Origin of the sequence: Providencia sp. (genome assembly GCF_052096715.1) — a bacterium.
Classification (GTDB): domain Bacteria; phylum Pseudomonadota; class Gammaproteobacteria; order Enterobacterales; family Enterobacteriaceae; genus Providencia.
Genome location: NZ_JBQDNB010000010.1, coordinates 78,929 through 97,870, shown reverse-complemented (window position 1 = coordinate 97,870; position 18,942 = coordinate 78,929). Strand labels below are relative to the sequence as shown.

At 36.4% G+C, this 18,942-nt stretch carries 19 protein-coding genes and 1 riboswitch; of the genes, 10 read left to right on the top strand and 9 right to left on the bottom strand.

Features of this window, described 5'->3' with window-relative positions:
- Positions 1–51 precede the first annotated feature (51 nt).
- The 4 genes from ACTH6U_RS10290 (at position 52) to ACTH6U_RS10275 (ending at position 3,782) form a co-directional block, all read left to right on the top strand.
- On the top strand, positions 52–789 hold the full coding sequence (locus tag ACTH6U_RS10290; protein WP_441832133.1) for an aspartate/glutamate racemase family protein: 738 nt from the start codon (positions 52–54) through the stop codon (positions 787–789).
- A gap of 185 nt (positions 790–974) precedes the next feature.
- On the top strand, positions 975–1,916 hold the full coding sequence (locus ACTH6U_RS10285) for an SPFH domain-containing protein (protein ID WP_434718769.1): 942 nt from the start codon (positions 975–977) through the stop codon (positions 1,914–1,916).
- A gap of 306 nt (positions 1,917–2,222) precedes the next feature.
- Positions 2,223–2,726, top strand: a complete 504-nt coding sequence (locus ACTH6U_RS10280) for a DUF523 domain-containing protein (protein ID WP_336430831.1) — start codon at positions 2,223–2,225, stop codon at positions 2,724–2,726.
- 246 nt (positions 2,727–2,972) lie between these two features.
- The gene (locus ACTH6U_RS10275) at positions 2,973–3,782 is read left to right on the top strand and encodes a bestrophin-like domain (RefSeq protein WP_294107550.1); all 810 of its coding nucleotides are present in this window, start codon (positions 2,973–2,975) and stop codon (positions 3,780–3,782) included.
- A gap of 53 nt (positions 3,783–3,835) precedes the next feature.
- Here the strand turns inward: ACTH6U_RS10275 and ACTH6U_RS10270 are convergent, their stop codons facing one another.
- The 3 genes from ACTH6U_RS10270 to ACTH6U_RS10260 are packed head-to-tail and all read right to left on the bottom strand — an operon-like array spanning position 3,836 to position 5,859.
- Entirely contained in the window at positions 3,836–5,092 is a 1,257-nt protein-coding gene (locus ACTH6U_RS10270) for a PTS ascorbate transporter subunit IIC (RefSeq protein ID WP_294107548.1), read from the bottom strand.
- 11 nt (positions 5,093–5,103) lie between these two features.
- Entirely contained in the window at positions 5,104–5,391 is a 288-nt protein-coding gene (locus ACTH6U_RS10265; protein WP_294107546.1) for a PTS sugar transporter subunit IIB, read from the bottom strand.
- 21 nt (positions 5,392–5,412) lie between these two features.
- On the bottom strand, positions 5,413–5,859 hold the full coding sequence (locus tag ACTH6U_RS10260) for a PTS sugar transporter subunit IIA (protein WP_294107544.1): 447 nt from the start codon (positions 5,857–5,859) through the stop codon (positions 5,413–5,415).
- A gap of 238 nt (positions 5,860–6,097) precedes the next feature.
- Between ACTH6U_RS10260 and ACTH6U_RS10255 the strand changes: the two genes are divergently transcribed.
- A complete protein-coding gene (locus tag ACTH6U_RS10255; RefSeq protein WP_294107542.1) occupies positions 6,098–7,132 on the top strand; it encodes a LacI family DNA-binding transcriptional regulator in 1,035 nt (344 codons plus the stop codon).
- 290 nt (positions 7,133–7,422) lie between these two features.
- Positions 7,423–8,322, top strand: a complete 900-nt coding sequence (locus tag ACTH6U_RS10250; RefSeq protein WP_441832132.1) for an endonuclease/exonuclease/phosphatase family protein — start codon at positions 7,423–7,425, stop codon at positions 8,320–8,322.
- 127 nt (positions 8,323–8,449) lie between these two features.
- On the opposite strand, the gene ACTH6U_RS10245 is transcribed toward ACTH6U_RS10250, so the two are convergent.
- Positions 8,450–8,746: a hypothetical protein gene (locus ACTH6U_RS10245; protein ID WP_294107540.1), complete on the bottom strand. Its 297-nt coding sequence runs from the start codon at positions 8,744–8,746 to the stop codon at positions 8,450–8,452.
- Positions 8,747–9,756: 1,010 nt separating this feature from the next.
- On the opposite strand from ACTH6U_RS10245, the gene ACTH6U_RS10240 reads away from it, so the two are divergent.
- Complete coding sequence (locus ACTH6U_RS10240) at positions 9,757–10,146, top strand: hypothetical protein (RefSeq protein ID WP_336430830.1); 390 nt, start codon at positions 9,757–9,759, stop codon at positions 10,144–10,146.
- A gap of 111 nt (positions 10,147–10,257) precedes the next feature.
- Here ACTH6U_RS10240 and ACTH6U_RS10235 read toward each other — a convergent pair whose 3' ends face one another.
- Positions 10,258–11,886, bottom strand: a complete 1,629-nt coding sequence (locus ACTH6U_RS10235) for an FGGY-family carbohydrate kinase (protein WP_294107537.1) — start codon at positions 11,884–11,886, stop codon at positions 10,258–10,260.
- 41 nt (positions 11,887–11,927) lie between these two features.
- Positions 11,928–12,656 (bottom strand): SDR family oxidoreductase, encoded by a 729-nt coding sequence (locus tag ACTH6U_RS10230; RefSeq protein WP_294107535.1) that lies wholly within the window; start codon positions 12,654–12,656, stop codon positions 11,928–11,930.
- 253 nt (positions 12,657–12,909) lie between these two features.
- On the opposite strand from ACTH6U_RS10230, the gene ACTH6U_RS10225 reads away from it, so the two are divergent.
- A complete protein-coding gene (locus ACTH6U_RS10225; protein ID WP_336430829.1) occupies positions 12,910–13,932 on the top strand; it encodes a LacI family DNA-binding transcriptional regulator in 1,023 nt (340 codons plus the stop codon).
- Between the two features lie 85 nt (positions 13,933–14,017).
- On the opposite strand, the gene fetB is transcribed toward ACTH6U_RS10225, so the two are convergent.
- Positions 14,018–14,794: an iron efflux ABC transporter permease subunit FetB gene (fetB, locus tag ACTH6U_RS10220; protein ID WP_294107531.1), complete on the bottom strand. Its 777-nt coding sequence runs from the start codon at positions 14,792–14,794 to the stop codon at positions 14,018–14,020.
- Positions 14,795–14,806: 12 nt separating this feature from the next.
- Positions 14,807–15,442 (bottom strand): iron efflux ABC transporter ATP-binding subunit FetA, encoded by a 636-nt coding sequence (fetA, locus tag ACTH6U_RS10215; protein WP_294107529.1) that lies wholly within the window; start codon positions 15,440–15,442, stop codon positions 14,807–14,809.
- Positions 15,443–15,697: 255 nt separating this feature from the next.
- A riboswitch (Fluoride riboswitch) is annotated at positions 15,698–15,765 on the top strand.
- 112 nt (positions 15,766–15,877) lie between these two features.
- Between fetA and crcB the strand changes: the two genes are divergently transcribed.
- Positions 15,878–16,258 (top strand): fluoride efflux transporter CrcB, encoded by a 381-nt coding sequence (crcB, locus tag ACTH6U_RS10210; RefSeq protein WP_294107527.1) that lies wholly within the window; start codon positions 15,878–15,880, stop codon positions 16,256–16,258.
- A gap of 66 nt (positions 16,259–16,324) precedes the next feature.
- Here the strand turns inward: crcB and ACTH6U_RS10205 are convergent, their stop codons facing one another.
- Positions 16,325–17,275, bottom strand: a complete 951-nt coding sequence (locus tag ACTH6U_RS10205) for a sugar-binding transcriptional regulator (protein ID WP_441832131.1) — start codon at positions 17,273–17,275, stop codon at positions 16,325–16,327.
- 278 nt (positions 17,276–17,553) lie between these two features.
- On the opposite strand from ACTH6U_RS10205, the gene dalD reads away from it, so the two are divergent.
- On the top strand, positions 17,554–18,942 hold the full coding sequence (gene dalD, locus ACTH6U_RS10200; RefSeq protein WP_294107523.1) for a D-arabinitol 4-dehydrogenase: 1,389 nt from the start codon (positions 17,554–17,556) through the stop codon (positions 18,940–18,942).

Genomic DNA, 18,942 nt, shown 5'->3' with positions numbered 1-18,942 from the left:
TTACTGAAAGGCAGCATTGTGTCAAAATATATTTAATTTCAAGGAGGGTATATGAAAAAAATAATAGGTATGCTAGGTGGAATGGGACCTGGTGCAACGGCTGATGCTTTTTCAAAATTGATAGCTAATACACATGCGAAAAAAGACCAAGATCATATTCCTATTATTATCGTTTCTATTCCTGATATTCCAGATAGAACAGAAAATATTATTCATCAAGGATTATCACCTTTACCTGCAATGATAGATTCACTTAAATTGCTCGAAAATGCAGGTGTGTCTTGTATTATTATGCCTTGTAATACGGCACATTATTGGTATGAAGATCTAAAGGAAATTGTTAATATTCATTTTATTAGTATTATTGATGCTGCCTGTAATAAAATCATTAACTCAGGTATTAAAAAAGTTGCTTTGTTAGCAACAAGCGCGACTATTTATACAAAATTATATCAAGAAAAACTAAGGAATTATGGAATTGAATGCTTTGTACCAGATGAAGTTAATCAATATAAGGTAATGCAAAGTATTATTTCATATAAGTCAGGAGATCTGGAGTTGGCTAAAGAATTAATCTTTCCTTATGTTAACCAACTTAAATCATTAGGTATGAATAAATTTATAATGGGATGTACCGAGCTCCCCATCATATTGAATGAGTTATCAATTAAATCACCCGATGACTTTATTGATGCTACAGAAGAACTTATTAAGGAAACAGTGAGCTGGTATAATCTAACTAATATAGTAAATGAAACGGAAGATAATAAACTATCTTCTGCATTATGAAATCTATACAATTATCTTGAAATATTTGATTATTAAATAGACAGTTATTATTTTATCAAAAAAATTATCGCATCGTTGCAATGGCTAACAATATTTATTTTAGGATTGTTACGCTTGTAGTTATTTTTATAGTAAGGACAATAAGCGCTTTATTATAATGACAATAACTAGATAGGGATAAGAAGATGCAGTTTAAATCGATGATAAAATTAGTTATAGCTGCTGCTATATTATTAGTTTTAGGATTGGTAAGTATAAATTCGTATACGATTGTACAAGATGGTTCAGTTAAAGTAGGAACTTTTTTAGGAAAAGTTGATCCTGTGGCTTATGATGCAGGACTACATTTTCCAATTAATCCATTTACTAACTTTGATACCTACTCAACAAAAGATATCCGCGTTTCTTTAAAAGAATTACGTGTGCCTTCGCAGGATAAATTAAAATCGATAGTTGATATTACTGTTATGTTGCAATTTGATGGTGCAAAAGCGCCTATGTTACGAATTAATGGAGGAACGGAAAGCGAAGCTCTTGATAAATATGTTCGCCAGAAATTAATATCGACTATTTTAGAATTTGGTAAAGATGTTGCTAATGCACAGGATTTGTATACCGCTGATACTCAAAGAAAACTTCAAGAATCTATTCGTGATGCTATTCAAAATTATGCATCCCCTTATGGCTATACTATTAAAGAAATTATGATCCAAGATATTACCTTACCTGAGGTAGTTCAAGAGCAGGTCGTTAATACAAAAATGCGCCAAGAGCAAATCAATCAAGCGAAAGCAGAAGCAGAAAAAGAGCGTGAACTTGCACAGAAAAAGGTAGTAATAGCTGAGGCTGAAAGAGAATCATCAGAACAACAAGCTATTGCTAGAGAACGTAATGCGCAAGCAAGTTCATTTGCTATGCGCCAAGAAGCGGATGCAAAATTATATGCAGCACAAAAAGAAGCGGAATCAAACGCCATATTGCAACGTACAATTACACAAGAAATGATTAATTGGAAGAGATTGGAAATAGAACAGATAAAAGCACAAAAATATAAAGGTGAAGTCCCTAATATTGTTGTTGGTGCAGATTATGATGGTAAGATGATTATGGATATGCGTAGTAATTAATCATAACATTTTGTTTATTATTATAATTTTACTTTAGTTAATAGTAGATTGTTATCAATTTAAACTATAGTGAATAAAATAGCTCACCTAGTAATAGAGTGGGCTATTTTTTTATCTTAGAGTAATCATAATGATTTAATAAATTTGTTAGTGTTTAGCCTTTTATTTATAGATACTATGCAATGAGTATTTTTGGCGGTTTTTTGGTATGAAGATAAATGCGCTAGTTCTCTAATTGGTTGTCTACACTGAGAATTAAAATTTACCTCTGTACGATAAATATAGATAAAGTCATTGAGGTTGCTAATGATAGCAGTAAGTTCCTGCCTACTTGGTTATTGCGTTAGATATGATGGTAAACATCAATTATATTCCCCATTGAAAAAACTTTATGATCTTGGTTTAGTTATCGGTATTTGCCCTGAAGTACTGGGCGGTTTACCTACTCCGAGACCATCAGCAGAAATTATAGATGGAAATGGTGATGATGTTTTAGCAGGCAACGCTAAAGTCATAGAGAGTTTAGGAAATGATGTGACTGAGCAGTTTATTCAAGGTGCCCATATTGCCCTAAATATGCTAAAAGAAAATAAAATAGATTTAGTAGTTCTCAAAGCGAATAGTCCTTCATGTGGCAGTCAGCATATCTATAGTGGTCATTTTGATGGGACTTTAAAGGTAGGTATGGGCGTTTGTACCGCACTTTTTAAACAGCACAGTATCGAGGTTATCGATGAAAATAACCCAACCTTAAGTGATATTATTCACCATTATCTTATTCGTAATACTACTATTGTTGATAATGGATGATAATATTTAGATTGGTCGTTTTTATACCAATATTGCTTTTAGCTAAAGCATAATAGAACTTATATTAAATTTTGCGCATTTATACTATATTAATGGGATATAGATATGTAGCCGACCTGTATTTCATCATTAAAAGATATAATCTTGGATATAATATCTGAAATGAGCCTGTAACTACTTAATAACTAGATAATTATATTAGTATTATGGTATATCATCGGAAAATCTATTCTGCGGGTATATTCTATGTTTAATATTTCTGAATTAATTAATGATTCACCGATTGATTCAATTTTGTTGTTTGTTGTTACTTTTATTTTATTAGTGCTGGCCGCTTATATTGGTAAGTATATTTTTAAACGCAAAGCGGCAAATGAAGAAGCATCAGATGACGAAGCTAAAATTATTCTAGGTGCTATTTTATCGTTGCTAGGCTTGCTCATCGGTTTTGTGCTATCGATTTCTATTAATGGTTACAATAATCGACAACAAACTGAGGAAAATGAAGCAATAGCAATAGGTACTGCATATCAACGAGCTCAACTATTAAATAATAGTACTGATAAAGCTGAAGCTTCACAATTACTACAACAGTATCTAGAAGCTCGTATTGAGTTTTTTAAGTCAGGGGTCAGTGATGAAAATAATCAATGGCGAATGATATCTCTCGATAAACAAAGCCAACTGTGGAGTATTGCAGTGAAAGAAGCAAATCAATCTCCGAATCCTATTGTTGCCTCTGTCTTATCGTCATTTAGTGATTTATATCTCTCCCAACAAAAAACTATGGCTAGTTGGCGTCATCAAATACCTAATGCAACGTGGTTTTTACTTATTTTCTTTGCGATTTGTTCAAATATTTTAATCGGCTATAACATTCGAGGAACGAAAGGAAAGAATTGGTTGATAATAATCTTGCCGTCATTAACGACATTGGCATTATTTATGATTGCTGAGATTGATATTCCAGGGGAAGGCGTAATCCATGTAACGCCTGATGATTTAGCATTGTTACAAGAGTTTCTGTTTAGAGATGGAGCTTGGATTTCAAAATAGTTTTATTTATATTTTAGCTCTCCGTAAGCTTGTGCTAACGGAGAGCTTGATGATTAACGAACAATAATACCTAATAAAATTCCGATGGCACCAAAGTCCGCGTCACTGAAGGTAGTATTCGCAATACCAATGTCCCCAAGAACAGGTAGCAAGAACACAGGTAAAAATGTGATCAATAAACCTTGAGCAAAGGCACCCAAGATTGCACCACGACGTCCACCCGTTGCGTTACCAAAGACCCCAGCCGCAGCACCAACGAAGAAGTGTGGGACAACACCTGGGATAATCACGGTCATGTTTAAGGCATAGAGAATAAACATACCAATGACACCTGCTGCAAAGCTACTCAAAAAGCCAACTAAAACCGCGTTCGGAGCATAAGGGAAAACAACTGGGCAATCCAATGCAGGTTTTGCATTTGGCACTAATTTATCTGAGATACCTTTAAATGCAGGTACGATCTCTGCAATTACCATACGCACACCTTGCAATATGATGTAAACACCCGCAGCAAAAGTAATGGATTGCATTAATGAGAACATGAACCAGTTTTTGCCACCACTGACTTCACGAACATAATCACCGCCTGCAAATAAACAGGTAATGATAAAAATAATGAACATAGTGAAAGAGATAGCAACAGGAGTATCACGTAGGAATAACAAGCTTTTTGGTACATTCATATCTTCAGTTGAATGCGCTTTATTCCCAAATTTACTACCAATGAAACCGGCTAATACATATGAAATTGTCGAAAAGTGACCGATAGCAACATCATCAGAACCAGTTACTTTTTTCATATATGGGTGTGCGATGGCAGGGAAGAAGACCATACAAACGCCTACAATGATTGAACCGAGTGCAACTAATGCTGTTCCTTCCATTCCTGCCATTGATAATATAACGGCGATCATCATGGACATAAATAATGTATGGTGACCAGTAAGGAAGATAAATTTCCATGGTGTTAAACGAGCAATCAAAATATTGATTAACATCGCAAAAAACATAATCATTGCCATTTCACGACCGAAACTTTTTTGAGCGATAGAAACAATCGCTTCATTGTTCGGTACAACACCATTAATACCAAATGCGTGTTGGAAAATAGCAGAGAAATCACCTAGAGAGCTGACAACTAGGCCTGCACCAGCACCTAAGATCACAAAACCCATAATGGTTTTGATAGTACCTTTAATGCATTCAGTAACGGGTTTTTTTTGAGCAATCAAACCAATTAATGCGATCAGACCGACCAAAATTGCTGGTTCAGATAAAACATCTTGCATCAGAAAACGAAAAAATGACATATTGCCTCCGCTTACATTGCGCCGAGTTTAATTAACGCAGCACTGAGGCGATCTTTCATCGCCACTTTGTCTATCATATTTTCGAGTGCAACGATTTCGCCATCAACTTGTTGAGCAACAAGTTGTTCTGCGATGTCTTTTGTGCCAACAAAAATATCACTCACGGTACCTTTTGCTGAGCCAAGGTCAACGTGGTCAACTTCTGCATTAACTTGTAGATCTTTTAATATTGTCTTAATGCTCATTTCCATCATTAGACTCGTACCAAGACCATTTCCACAAACAACAGTAATTTTCATAATATTTACCTTAATACCCAATTATTCATATTTAGCGATGATTTTAAGAATGTCATCTACGTTTTCTGATTGCATGATGCTATCAATATCTTCTTGATTATCAAATAGCTCGGCAAGCTTAGCGATAGCGCCGATATGGCTATTACTATCTGTAGCAGCAAGAACAATGAGCAATTTGATTGGGTCATTTCCATCAGAGCCAAACTCAACACCTTGTTTAATCACGGTAAGTCCAAGAGATAATTGGTTTACACCATCTTCAGGACGCGCGTGTGGCATCGCAATACCAGGGCCTAATACATAATAAGGACCTATTTTTTCATGCGATTGAATTATGGCGTCAATGTATCGTGGTTCGATGAACTTATTATTAATTAAGGGGGTACAGGCTATTTTTATCGCGTCACGCCAGTCAGTGGCGCTATTTACGACTTGGATGACGTTTGGTGTTAGTAATGTCGTCAACATAAAACTTACTCCTGGTATCGTTACAGTTCTTTTTAGCTTTTCTATTAATGAAACGAATAGTAGTGATCTATGGTAGCGCTATCTAGCAGTATTTGTCGTTTTCGTGATAGCGCTATCATTTTAGGTAAATATAGACAATAAAGTGAAAACAAGCATGATTGCCGGTTAATTAACAAATCCAACCTGTGGTAAGTTAGGCGGGATAGGCAATACTTTTAGAGAAACTAAAAAATATTCTATGCAAAAAATACGAAAAAGAAAAAATACAGGAAGAGTGACATTACAAGACGTTGCAAAATATGCAGGCGTGGGATCAATGACGGTATCTCGTTCTTTGCGTACGCCTGAATTGGTTTCAGATAAGCTTAGAGAGAAGATCAATGAAGCTATAGAGGAGCTAGGGTATATCCCAAACTCTGCGGCGGGTATTTTAGCATCAGGGCAGAGCAGAACTGTTGCCGTGTTGGTTCCTTCTCTTCGCGATAACGCCAGTTCAGTATTCCTGCAATCATTACAAGAAGTGTTAAACAAAAATAATTACCAGGTTGTTATTGGTAGCCATGATTATCAGCAAAAAAAAGAATCAGAAGTGTTGTTCACGTTATTACAAAGTAACCCAGCAGCACTGATAATTTTTGGCGCAATTAATTCTGAAAGTGTATTTAACACTCTTCTAAATCTTGATATTCCTGTACTCGGTGTAGCAGGGGAATCAATACATCCTTTTGCTTTAAATATTAAAAGTAATATTGGTGATGCGGTTAATTTTCTTACTCACTATATGTTACAAAAAGGACATAAAAAAATTGGGTATATTGGTGCTCAAATGGACAATAAAATGCAAAGTCAGCAGTTAAGTGGTTGGAATAAAGCTATGCTTAACCATAATCTCAGTGCCGAGCAAAGTATTACAACGCCTTATATTGCGACTATGGATTTTGGTCGCCAAGCTATTAGTGAAATGCTAACGCGACAGCCAGAGCTTGAGGCCGTTATTTGTAGCCATGAAATGATTGCACTTGGTGTGATTTTTGAGTGTCAAAGAAGATTAATCAAAGTACCAAAAATGCTTGCGGTTGCATGTGTAGAAGGCTCTTCAAATTGCGATCATATTCATCCGTCTTTGACTTCAGTGCGAATTGATTACAGTAAAATGGCGCGGGAAACAGCGAAAAGATTACAGAAATGGTTGGTAGATGTCGATTGTGATGTTGAAGCTCTACATGAAGAAATTGTTTTCCCTTATAAATTCGAAGCAAGGCAAAGCGCCTAACGTGGTATTTTTACTGGTCTAGTTTCGGAGAATCTGTGATGCCCATTTTAACTTCACATTTAATCTTGAAATATCTAAATATGATTCATCATAAAGTGATTTGACTCACTTTATGATAATAAAATAGGTTGTTTTTTTTTGTCTAAAAATAAGTTTGCAAGCTGAGTCACTGCATCATTTCTATTTCATGATAGCGTATCAAGATGGTTGATTTTTGCCATTACGTTATGGCGCGTTAACGTCATTTTTGCTACGAAATATAATCATGTGAAATGGTTACAGGGGAAATTATGAAAATAAAATTATTAAAAGCATTCGTTTCAGCCGCAATTTTAGTTTCTTGTGGTGCGACAGCAGCAACTACGGGCTCTGAAGTTCTTATGGTTCAAAATGGTGGAACACCAAATAAGGTGTATACCGCGAATAAGCCAACGATCAAAGTAGCGACTTATAATATAGGTAAAAATGAGCTTTCAGGAGATGTGGCTGATTTAACCAACTTGAATAAAGCTATCGCTAAAATAGATGCAGACGTCATTGTATTAACAGAAATAGATAATAAGACGGCACGGAGTAAAAAAGTACACCAATTAGAAGAAATCGCAAAAGCAAATAAAATGCATTTTGCTTTTGGTAAAGCTTTAGATTTTGATGGTGGTGAGTATGGCGTAGGTATTTTATCAAAATATAAAATTGAAAAATCCCAAGTTATTAATTTGCCATCAGGGGAGGCTGAACAACGTGTGGTTTTGTTGTCTCAAATCACCAAGCCGGGCTTTGATACACCGATTATTATCATGGGGACTCATTTGGATTGGCAGAAAGATCCAACGGTACGTATTGGTCAAGTGCGTCATATTTTAGATGCAAGTATTGGTGATACTTCGACTGATTTTGATAATATTGCGGCTTCAATTAAAATTTTGGCAGGAGATTTTAATTCAACGGCTAATGAATTACCGACCCAAGAAATTAATTACTTATGGAATCCAGTACTGAAAAAAGATGTTGATTATCGTACTTGGCCAGCGGTAAACCCAGCTATTGATATTGACCATATTTTCACCTTTAAGGGGCAAGTGTGGGATGTTAAAAATATGCAGATCCCAACGGACAGTAAAGATTTTCAATGGTCAGGTGTAAGCGACCATCTGCCTGTTATTGTTGAGCTAGAATTACAAGAGCAATAAAAAATTGAATCGATATTTACAATAAATAAGAGTATGTAGCTTTAAAGGGAAAGTTAGAGCTGGAAATTGTTTTGACTCGGTGTATTTAAATTTCATGTTTAAAGGCCTCTTATTATGAGGCCTTTTTTTATTTATTAGTATTTTGCAAAAGACTTTGACGCTTTAGAAAACGAGCTTCAGCTGCATTCAAATAATTTTCAATTTCGTTATAAATTTTAAGGCGTTGCTGGCTTAGTTCAGGATTACTTTCTAGTGTGTGTGCTGTTTGTTGAATGAAGTTTTCTAAGAAACTTTTAACACTGGAGTATTTGCTGGCAATATTGGCATGGTAATATTGGTATACATAAGATTCCTGTGAGTGACTTAAGTTAATGTTTTGTTTTATGTTATTGGTTGCAAGTAATAATAATTGAATATTTGTCATGGTTTACCCTTTTTATTGAGAACAAATGCTACACGATTTTAATTTTTTTTTTTATCATTATTAGTCGGATAATTTTATATTTGCGTTTTACCTAATATTAGATAGGAATGTTCTGTAATTTTTTTGAATTATGGTTTCTGTAACTATCTATAATTCTTAATTTAAGTTGTGTAGAAACGATAAGTGAGAAAAATAGCGTTAAAGAATCTTATGTTTTTTAGTTTGTATGTTTTTTGTTAAAAATACGAAGTTGTGGGTGTTTAAAGGTGTTTTTATATTTTTCTTCTGAATATAATTAATTAATATCAATGAGATACGTGGATTTCTTGATTGAAAAATAAAGAGATGGATTTTCTAGGGAGATGGCTCTTATATTTTTATTATGTGATTTTATATTTTAATAAAGTTAGAGTTACTTTTGTATCATGATGAATAATAAGATTTATTGTGATTTTTGTGTTTTTTTCTAAAATTACTAATATTTAATTTCTTTGTATAAAATACATTTTACTCTCTGGCTGAGTTTATTTACCATTGTTGGTTGTTTATTAACAATTGGAAATGTTTATTCTTAATTTATTATGTTTTATAATGCCAAAACCATAGGAAAATTAAGGTGTGGTTAATAGTTAAGGTAAATTTTTATATTTAATATTGTAAGAATTGAAATATTTCTAAGATAAAAAATACAACTGGTAATAGTTAATCTTTTGTTTGCTATTTATATTATACTAGTGATGCTGTTATACTTACTCCCCTTATAGGTAAAAGTGTATAAATACTCAATATTAGCGTTTTATTAATTATGTCTATTTGTTTTAATTAGTGTTAGCTCTTTGCACGATAGCCTTAGTGTATGAGCCATCGCTTATAAAACATATTTAAGTAAGTGATGATTTTTTAAAGTTAAATATCGATATTTGACATAGGGATTAACTATTATCTTATTACGATAATCGTATTAGATTTTTGCAATTGGTGTAAAACCTGGTTTTATGAGAGCTTAATATATGAATATAATAAAATTGCTCACGATCCTTTTGCTAACAGGATGTGCCTTTTTGTTGGGAGTTACAGTTAACTATGCACCTAAACCTGATTTGGTTAGCTTAGCAAAAATTACTGTTGAGGATTATTTATCCTATCCAGAAACTGCTTCATTTAAAAATGTTAAATATAATTTTGTTCGCCAAACATCAGATAAAGGTGATCTGGGATATGTTTGTGGTGAAGTATTTCGGGTCAATAATGAGAAACTAGAAGGGTATAAAAAATTTATCGTTAAGGTGCATAATAATCTTGATGGGCGAGTATCGCTATCAATACCATTAGTTGAAGGTGATTATGATTTATTACCGATGGAAATGATTGAGTCGATGTGGCATAAATATTGTGAATGATTTTTGTCATTAGTTTGTGTCTTTTGGGAAGATACGTGCTTAGTTAGAATTGAAAATAACCATTGTGAGAATAGAGAAAACCTGAGTAGGCTTTCTCTATTTTTAATGTGCTTAACCTTTTAGTTCTCTTGCACATTGCTGCAAATTCAAAAATGAAGTGAAACGAATGTTATGTTGTTCTTGGTAATCGCCATTGGGTTGGTAAGTCAGATCAATAGTTGAAAATTGATCCATTGCCTGTGCTACAGTATTGCAAAGGCCACCTGCAACGGCGCCTAGTATGGCAGAGCCAAGTAAAACAGGTTCACTTGCTTGGGTTGAAATGACCGGCACATTGCATGTATCGGCTAATAATTGACGTACCAACGGGTGCTGTCCTGCGCCTCCACTAACTACGATATTTTCAATTGAAGCTCCCGATTGTGCTTGAGCCTCAATAATTTGTCTTAATCCATAACCAATCCCACAAATGCCCGCAATGTAGAATGATAATAAGTTATCAATGCTGTTATCCATTGAAAGACCTGCGATAACAGCGCGTGCATGTGGATCGGCAAAAGGAGCTCGATTGCCTAAAAATTCAGGAACTATATGGATACCCTTAGCGGATTCCACTGCTTGAGATGGCGAGGTAGCTTGTTGCAGTACCATATCGGCCAACATCACAGGGAGTGATTTGTGTTGTTCTTTAGCCAGTGCTTTAGCCTGTATTGCGGCAGGGTGCAGGGAAAGTAGTTGGTCGATAGCAGCTCCTGCTGCACTTTGGCCTCCTTCATTCAACCACATACCTGGCACCATGGCTGAATAATAAGGTCCCCAAACGCCAGGTATAAATACTGGTTCTTGAGTTGTCGTCATGGTGCAAGATGAAGTGCCAAAAACATAAGCCATGTTTGCTGTGGCATCTCCATTTACTCCGACAGTGCCGATTCCACCTGCATGAGCATCAATCATCCCTGCGGCAACAGGGGTTCCTACTAAAAGTCCCATTTGCTGCGCGGCTTGCAGGGTTAAACCCTGGCCACAAGGTGTGCCGGGTTCAACAATCTGTTGACCAATACGTGCAAATTTTTCATCGGCGAGTTCTGATAAACCAATTTGTTGGAAGTAATCTGCATCCCAACGTTTTTCATGAGCAAGGTAAGTCCATTTGCAGGTTACTGTGCAGGTTGAACGAGCTAATGAATCAGTGGATTTCCAAGTTAGAAAATCGGCTAAGTCAAAAAATTGCCATGTATTATCATAGGATTGTCGACGATTTTCTTTTAGCCATAAAATTTTAGGTGTTTCCATTTCAGGGGAGATTTTTCCTCCCACATAGTTTAAAACAGGATGTTTTAACTTATTAATACGTTCAGCTTGTTCGGTTGCTCGATGATCCATCCAAACAATAATATTACGATTTGGGTCTTCACTTGGGCTAATAGAAATAGGCTGTTTATCATGGCCAAGTACGACAAGTGAACAAGTCGCATCAAAACCTATACCTGAAACTTGTTGTGCAGAAGTATGAGACGAGGCCATGGCTTGCCTCACACAATGGCATACAGCTTCCCATATTTCATCACTTGATTGTTCTGCAAAATGAGCACTGTCTCGGTAAAGAGTAATATCTTGTTTAGCTGATGCAAGCATTTTGCCTGTCATATCAAAAATGCCCGCACGTGCGCTACCTGTGCCGACATCAATGCCAATAACCACTTTATCACTCTTTATTTGTTGTTCTTTTGGGCTATTCATTTTTCCTCCTGAGTATTTATCTCAGCGTTTAAAAAGTAAAACTAGAGGTCGACACTATTTGGTAAAATAACAAGGTCACGTACAGTGACATTTCTCGAGCGAGTTAGCATGAACAATACGGCTTCCGCGACTTCAATTGGTTGCATTAAGCTACCGTTCGCTAAAGCTTCTTCCATTTTTTCTTTTGGCCAATCATCGAGCAAAGCAGTCACAACAGGGCCTGGCAATACAGCACCAACGCGAACACCATGTTCTGAAACTTGGCGACGAGTTGAATGGACAAATGCTTGAACGGCAAATTTTGAAGCGGTGTAGATTGGTTCCCAAATGACAGGCACTACGCCAGCTATTGAACTGGTGAATAAAACATCACCTGATTTCTGAGCAATAAAATGTGGTAGCACAGTGCGAACACAACGAAATGCCGCATTGATATTTAAATTTAAAACTTTATCCCAAACGTCAGCATCACCTTCTGCAACAGGACCACCAATATATGCGCCTGCATTGGCATGAAATATATCTAAACCGCCTGCTTTTTTAATAATAGCATCTAACATGCCATCGACTTGCTCGGGTTTCATTAAATCAATGACTAATGGAATTGCATTTTCACCGAGCTCTGCGACTAGTTGATTAAGTCTTTCTTCTGCGCGGTCAATTAAAACAACTTTTGCACCTGCTTTAAGAAGGGTTCTAGCACATTCAAGACCTATGCCGGAAGCTGCGCCTGTAATTGCTGCAACTTTATTTTCAAGTGATATGGCCATTATGATTACTCCAATCGGTTATTTAGAAAAAGAGATAAAAATAAAATTTGATAAATTCAAGGAAATGAAAATGATTCATAAGCTGGCTTGATTGTTATGAAGACGTGTTGACATTTATTTATAGCGCTAGAAATAGCTAATACGAGGATATCAACTCAACATTTCATCAATTTCAACCTTGCTCAATCGATGTAGCAGTATTGCGAGTTTTCATCTTTGGTGTCAAGCTAGCAAAAAATGGAGATAGATATTTGTGACAAAGATCAGACAAAATAAGAAAACAACCATCTATGACCTTGCGGAACTGGCAGGCGTTTCAGCCAGTGCAGTAAGCGCTGTGCTTAATGGTAATTGGCAAAAAAGGCGTATTAGCGCGCAGTTGGCTGAAAAAATAATTCGTATCGCACAGGAACAAAATTATGCAGTCAATAAACAAGCGAGTTTATTGCGCAGTAATAAATCAAAAATTATCGGCATGTTAGTGCCTAAATACGATAACCGTTACTTTGGTTCAATTGTTGAACATTTTGAAGAAATGGCGCGTGAACGGGGATTATTTCCAATTATTACCTGTACTCGACGTGACCCTGTGTTAGAGCTAGAAGCGGCTCGAACAATGATTTCTCATCAAGTTGATTGGCTTATATCAACAGGGGCAACTAATCCAGATAAAATTACTGAGGTATGCCATGCATCTGGAGTAGCTACTTTGAACTTAGATTTACCGGGAACGCTAGCTTCATCAATTATTTCTGATAATTTTAGTGGTGCTAAAGCGTTAACCCAACGTATTTTGCTAAATAGAATGAATAAAAAGGCATCGTTAGAATCCCTTATTTTTATTGGGGGGAGGGAACGCGATCATAACACCCGTGAACGTATTCGTGGATTTATTGATGCACATAGAGAGTTAGGCATTATCGTTCCTGAACAACATATTTTGACTTGCGGTTACGCGGCAGAAAAAGCAGAGAAAGCATTATATAATTTTGTTAATATTCAAAAAATTGAGCAATGTGGTTTATTTGTCAACTCTACTATTTCCTTAGAAGGAGTCATGAGCGGATTGCTCAAAATGTCATTAATAGGCACACGCCAGCCGGTAATGGGGTGTTTTGATTGGGACCCATTTGTCGCTTTATTGGGCAATGATATTGAAATGGTGAAACAAGATGTTCCTACTATGTTGGATCATATTTTCAGGCTGATTGACGAAGAAAATAATAAACTACAGCTTATTGAGGTCTCCCCTATTGCGGTCTGCAAAACTCAATGAATATTAGTATATTTATATGCCGCTTGAGGGTTCCCTTTTATTTAATGCAGAGTTATAGGAAAATCCAAGCGGTAAATATGAGGTATTATTTATTCAATGTTTCGATAAGCAGTTGATGGCGTTGATTATAAAATTTAATGTACGTCATATAGCCGGCTAAGATTGTTGAAAGGCTAGCAGTGGCTAATAGCATAAAAGTGACCATGATTTGGTATTTTACGGCTTCTAATGGGTCAACGCCCGCAAATATCAAACCAGACATCATCCCTGGAAGGCTAACAAGACCGACGGTTTTAGCTGAATCGACTGTTGGGATCAACGAAGCTCTAATACTTTCTCGAATAATGGTGGCAGAAGCAATTTTTGGTGTGGCTCCTAAACTGAGCATTTCTTGAATTTGTTGTTGTTGGCTACTAAAACGTTGCCCAAGATTATTAAAGCACAAGCCGACAGCAATCATTGCATTACCTGCAATCATGCCTGTAATCGGAATGACTTGCATTGGGGTGAAGGCAATAGCATCGCTCACAATTAAAACAAGTAAGGTTAAAAAGGTTCCAGAGGTAATCGCAATCAATGCCGTCACAAATATCTTATCAATATATTTACTTCTTTTTTTCGCATTCCACGCAGCATTGAAGCAAATAAACATAACCAGTGCGATGGTCAAAATTTTATTATCGACATTAAATATGTATTTTAAAATATAGCCTGCAATAAGTAGCTGAATAATGGCTCGGCAGGTACTCCAGATAATATCTTTTTCCAGTGACAGTTTTTCTTTATGGCTAATAAAAATAGCCACTAAGACTAACATGATAGAAAAACCAAGCGATTCATTTGAGATAGTCGGTTGATGCACGGTTATTTCCTATTATTCAATATGATGGACGGGAAGAACAAGAATATCATCAGCGTGAGATATCTCATTTTGGTCATGAGTTACCCACAGTATTGCAATGTTATTTTTCACAGCAAGTTGATGAACTAACTCATTTACTTTAGTTTTATTGTCTTCATCTAAAGCACTGGTAATTTCATCCAATAAGAGGATCTTTGGCAAGAATTGTAGATTTCGAATTAATGATATTCGTTGTTTTTCTCCACCTGAAAGTTCATTTATGCCTTTATGAATAATATCTTCAGATAGCGAAAAGTAGTGCAGGTCATCTAAAATTTTACTTTTATTGAGTGGTAAATGGCGAATTTGGTAAGGAAAAAATAAATTGTCATAGACCGTGGTGCCAAATAATGCCGGAGTTTGAGTGCAATAAGATACCTGCTGACGATAGTTTTCAGGTGATATGGTATCGATATCTTGCCCTTCGAAAATAATTTTTCCACTACTCGGTGGAATCAATGAAGCGATTATTTTCAATAATGTGCTTTTACCGCAGCCTGAAGGACCAGTAACTAATTTGAATTCACCTGCCGCTAAGTTAATCTGCACATTATCGAGAATGATTTTTTTATCAATTTGATAGCCAATATTTGTCAGTTGTAAAAGCACGTTTTTTTATCCATGTTAGGTATTGACTCGTTTTATCCTATTATCTAATTTTGTGCGTTGTTTCATATCAATTTAGATATAACTAATATTATGCGCTATTTGAAAGCTAATTCACATTGCATTATGGTGATATGTTTGATGGCTAATCAGGGGCTATGATTTTCATCATACGACTAGCAGTTTAAATCTTAATGGCAATTAGGAATTAAATAAGTTTACATGAACTCATGATTTGCCATATTATTTTGTGGTAATAATATTTAGGGAGATGGCATTCCTCCTGTGATAAACCGCCCATTGTGGCTGATGATGCCTACGTTAACCTTTTCAATCGATAGGGTACGTAGGTATTATGTGCCCTAAATTTAGGGCATAAATGTATCTCAAGGTTTTTCCTTTCATTTATTCCCCCGTTATGTTTTAAGGGAATTATCTATGTATGCAGCGCTTTTCGCTATTGCCGTCGGTTCAGTTTTAGGGGGATGGCTAAGATGGTTTGTTAGTTTGAAACTCAATCACTTTTATCCCAATATTCCTCTTGGAACCGTATTTGTTAATCTAATTGGTGGGTTTATTATTGGGTTTGCTATCTCTTATTTTGCAAGTGCCAATATCAGTTCAACCTATAAATTATTTATCGTGACAGGCTTTTGTGGTGCATTTACGACTTTCTCAACTTTTTCGTTGGAAGTTTTGGTGCTTATTCAAGAAGGAAAATTAGCCTTTGCTTTTAGCACGATAGCCATTCATGTTATCGGTGCTCTACTCTTTACTTTACTTGGAATGCTGTGTCATAACTGGCTAGCTCAAGGCTAAATAACCTAATTGAATTAGCTCAAGCGATTGAATCTATTACCGCTTGAATTAATTCAAACTATGGAGTTAGGCATCTGTAAGTAACTTACGGGCGGTGGCTTCATCGGTGACGAGCCCTGATATCCAACGGCCATTAAGCACAGCTTTAACGGCTTTATATTTATGCATGCCACCGGAAAAGGCTATGACAGGCTTTTTTGTCTGTGCTTCTAGCGGTACGCTGGTGTGTGTATCATCAAGTTCGGTAGACAGTCGCTCTCCATTGGCTTGAATAAAATGCCCAAGCATTTCTGCTGCAACGCCTTTTTCAAGTAACATGGCAACTTGCTCATCGGTAATAAAACCTTCTGAATTCAAAGGGCAGCCAATACCAACCTCACCAATGCCTAAAAAGGTAATATCAGCATTGATAGCTTTTTCAGTTACGTCTTTATAAACACGATGTTGGCACCACATTGCTTTATCTTCAGGACTATCTGCATATAATGGCACCGGTAAGATGTAGTGCCGACAATGTAATTTTTCAGCAAAGCTGAGGGGAACATCATAACGCGTTGCAGAGCTATCTCGTGCAATGGCACCAATTAATGAAACACATTGATGTTGAGGAGTGTTTAAATTGGGCAATGCATCAATAATATGGCGCAAAGTTCGGCCAGATCCAATACCAATCACCTGTGGCTCTTCTTTATCAATAAGTTGTTCCATCAACTCTGCACCCGCGACAGCTATCATATCTAATACTGACTCTGCATCAAGCTCTCCCGAAGGAACCACATAACAGTGTGTTAGCTGATATTGTTCCTGTATTTCAGTGGCTAACTTTAAACATTCAGTTATTGGGTGCGTTATCTGAACATGTACCATTCCCTGTTCTTTTGCTAGCGATATTAGGCGCTGAGCGACCTGCCTTGATAATCCTAATTCATGGGCTATCTCTTGCTGTGTTTTGCCAGCAACAAAATATAGCCAAGCTGCGCGTGCGGCTTGCTCCATTTTTTTCATTTCTCGCAGCATTCGTATTTCCCCACTTTTTATTATTGTGTTTATGAGCCATGGACGGATGATTAATTAGTCAATGAACTATGAGTCAGTGAACAAGAGATATGAGCCATTATTTATCTTCAGCCTAATTATGGCGATTATTGTGGGTTTGGGCAAATGTTTATTAAAAGGGCAAAAGTTAATACTGTGAGCGCTATCGCAGTAATATTAATGCTATTGAAACTAAACTATAACAAATGGGCATATGCCCTATAAATAAACAAATATCCAATTCAGGTTGAGGAGTCACAATGTTAAAACAAAAATCGGTGTGGATGCATATCGGCGCAGGTTCATTTCATCGTGCGCATCAAGCTTGGTATTTACACCGTTTAATTCAGCAAGGGGATGATAGTTGGTCGATTGCGCTGGGGAATATTCGTAACGATGCCAACACACTATTAGACAACTTAGCAAAACAAAATGGTGAATACACACTTGAAACGGTTTCACCTGAAGGTGAACGCAAATATGAAAAAATCACGTCGGTGCGTAAAATTTTGCATTGGGACGAAAAATTAACAGAATTAGTTAAGCAAGGTTGTGAAAAAGAAACTCGCGTTATTGCTTTTACTGTGACTGAAGGCGGTTATTATTTAACACCTCAACATGAATTAGATAGTGAACAATCTGATATTAAAGCAGATTTGAAAGGTGAGTTGCGTACTATTTACGGCACATTAGCACATATTTTACGAGCACGTTTAGCGGCTCATGGGGAAGCGGTTACTTTACTTAATTGTGATAATTTACGCCATAATGGTGAACGCTTTAGACATGGTTTTCTCTCTTTTCTACAATTAAAGGGCGAAATCAAATTATATGAATGGGTAAAAAATCAAACTCGTTCACCGAATACTATGGTTGACAGAATTACACCTCGTCCAACGCCAGATGTTGCTGAGCGTGTGAAGCAACATACGGGATGGGATGATAAAGCCCCTGTTATGGGAGAGTCTTTTATTCAATGGGTAATAGAAGACGATTTTATCAATGGGCGTCCTGCACTGGAAAAAGTTGATGTAGAAATGGTGGATTCTGTATTGCCATGGGAAGAAGCCAAAATTCGTATTTTAAATGCGAGCCACAGCTGTATCGCATGGGCGGGAACGTTGATTGGCTTGAACTTTATCGATGACAGTACCCGTGAGTTGCCTATCAAACAAATGGCTTGGAATTATGTTACCCAAGATGTTATTCCGTCATTGTCTCCGAGCCCGTTAGATTTAGAACAGTATCGCGATGTGGTATTAGCGCGCTTTAGTAACCCTTATATTAAAGATACAAATCAACGTGTTGCCGCGGATGGTTTATCTAAGATCCCAGGATTCATTACGCCGACATTGCAAGAACGTTATGAACAACAACAAACGCCAAGTGCGACAGCGGTGCTACCCGCACTATTTTTTGTATTCCTTAAACGTTGGGCGCAAGGAAAATTGCCTTATGAATACCAAGATGGTGTTTTGGATGTGGCCTATTACCAAACGCTGATGAACGCTGATAATGCGCTCGATAAATTTGTTGCAGATGAAACGTTATTTGGCTCATTAGCCAATTCGGCTGAATTTCATACATTAATGATAAATACCGTGGCAAATATTGAAAACTGGCTTAAATCGCCAGAACAGACATTGTAA

What these genes read in the sequence shown, in the direction of transcription:
- ACTH6U_RS10290 (WP_441832133.1), top strand. Translation starts at nt 52, where the DNA reads ATGAAAAAAATAATAGGTATGCTAGGTGGAATGGGACCTGGTGCAACG.
- ACTH6U_RS10285 (WP_434718769.1), top strand. Translation starts at nt 975, where the DNA reads ATGCAGTTTAAATCGATGATAAAATTAGTTATAGCTGCTGCTATATTA.
- ACTH6U_RS10280 (WP_336430831.1), top strand. Translation starts at nt 2,223, where the DNA reads ATGATAGCAGTAAGTTCCTGCCTACTTGGTTATTGCGTTAGATATGAT.
- ACTH6U_RS10275 (WP_294107550.1), top strand. Translation starts at nt 2,973, where the DNA reads ATGTTTAATATTTCTGAATTAATTAATGATTCACCGATTGATTCAATT.
- ACTH6U_RS10270 (WP_294107548.1), bottom strand. Translation starts at nt 5,092, where the DNA reads ATGTCATTTTTTCGTTTTCTGATGCAAGATGTTTTATCTGAACCAGCA.
- ACTH6U_RS10265 (WP_294107546.1), bottom strand. Translation starts at nt 5,391, where the DNA reads ATGAAAATTACTGTTGTTTGTGGAAATGGTCTTGGTACGAGTCTAATG.
- ACTH6U_RS10260 (WP_294107544.1), bottom strand. Translation starts at nt 5,859, where the DNA reads ATGTTGACGACATTACTAACACCAAACGTCATCCAAGTCGTAAATAGC.
- ACTH6U_RS10255 (WP_294107542.1), top strand. Translation starts at nt 6,098, where the DNA reads ATGCAAAAAATACGAAAAAGAAAAAATACAGGAAGAGTGACATTACAA.
- ACTH6U_RS10250 (WP_441832132.1), top strand. Translation starts at nt 7,423, where the DNA reads ATGAAAATAAAATTATTAAAAGCATTCGTTTCAGCCGCAATTTTAGTT.
- ACTH6U_RS10245 (WP_294107540.1), bottom strand. Translation starts at nt 8,746, where the DNA reads ATGACAAATATTCAATTATTATTACTTGCAACCAATAACATAAAACAA.
- ACTH6U_RS10240 (WP_336430830.1), top strand. Translation starts at nt 9,757, where the DNA reads ATGAATATAATAAAATTGCTCACGATCCTTTTGCTAACAGGATGTGCC.
- ACTH6U_RS10235 (WP_294107537.1), bottom strand. Translation starts at nt 11,886, where the DNA reads ATGAATAGCCCAAAAGAACAACAAATAAAGAGTGATAAAGTGGTTATT.
- ACTH6U_RS10230 (WP_294107535.1), bottom strand. Translation starts at nt 12,656, where the DNA reads ATGGCCATATCACTTGAAAATAAAGTTGCAGCAATTACAGGCGCAGCT.
- crcB (WP_294107527.1), top strand. Translation starts at nt 15,878, where the DNA reads ATGTATGCAGCGCTTTTCGCTATTGCCGTCGGTTCAGTTTTAGGGGGA.
- ACTH6U_RS10205 (WP_441832131.1), bottom strand. Translation starts at nt 17,275, where the DNA reads ATGCTGCGAGAAATGAAAAAAATGGAGCAAGCCGCACGCGCAGCTTGG.
- dalD (WP_294107523.1), top strand. Translation starts at nt 17,554, where the DNA reads ATGTTAAAACAAAAATCGGTGTGGATGCATATCGGCGCAGGTTCATTT.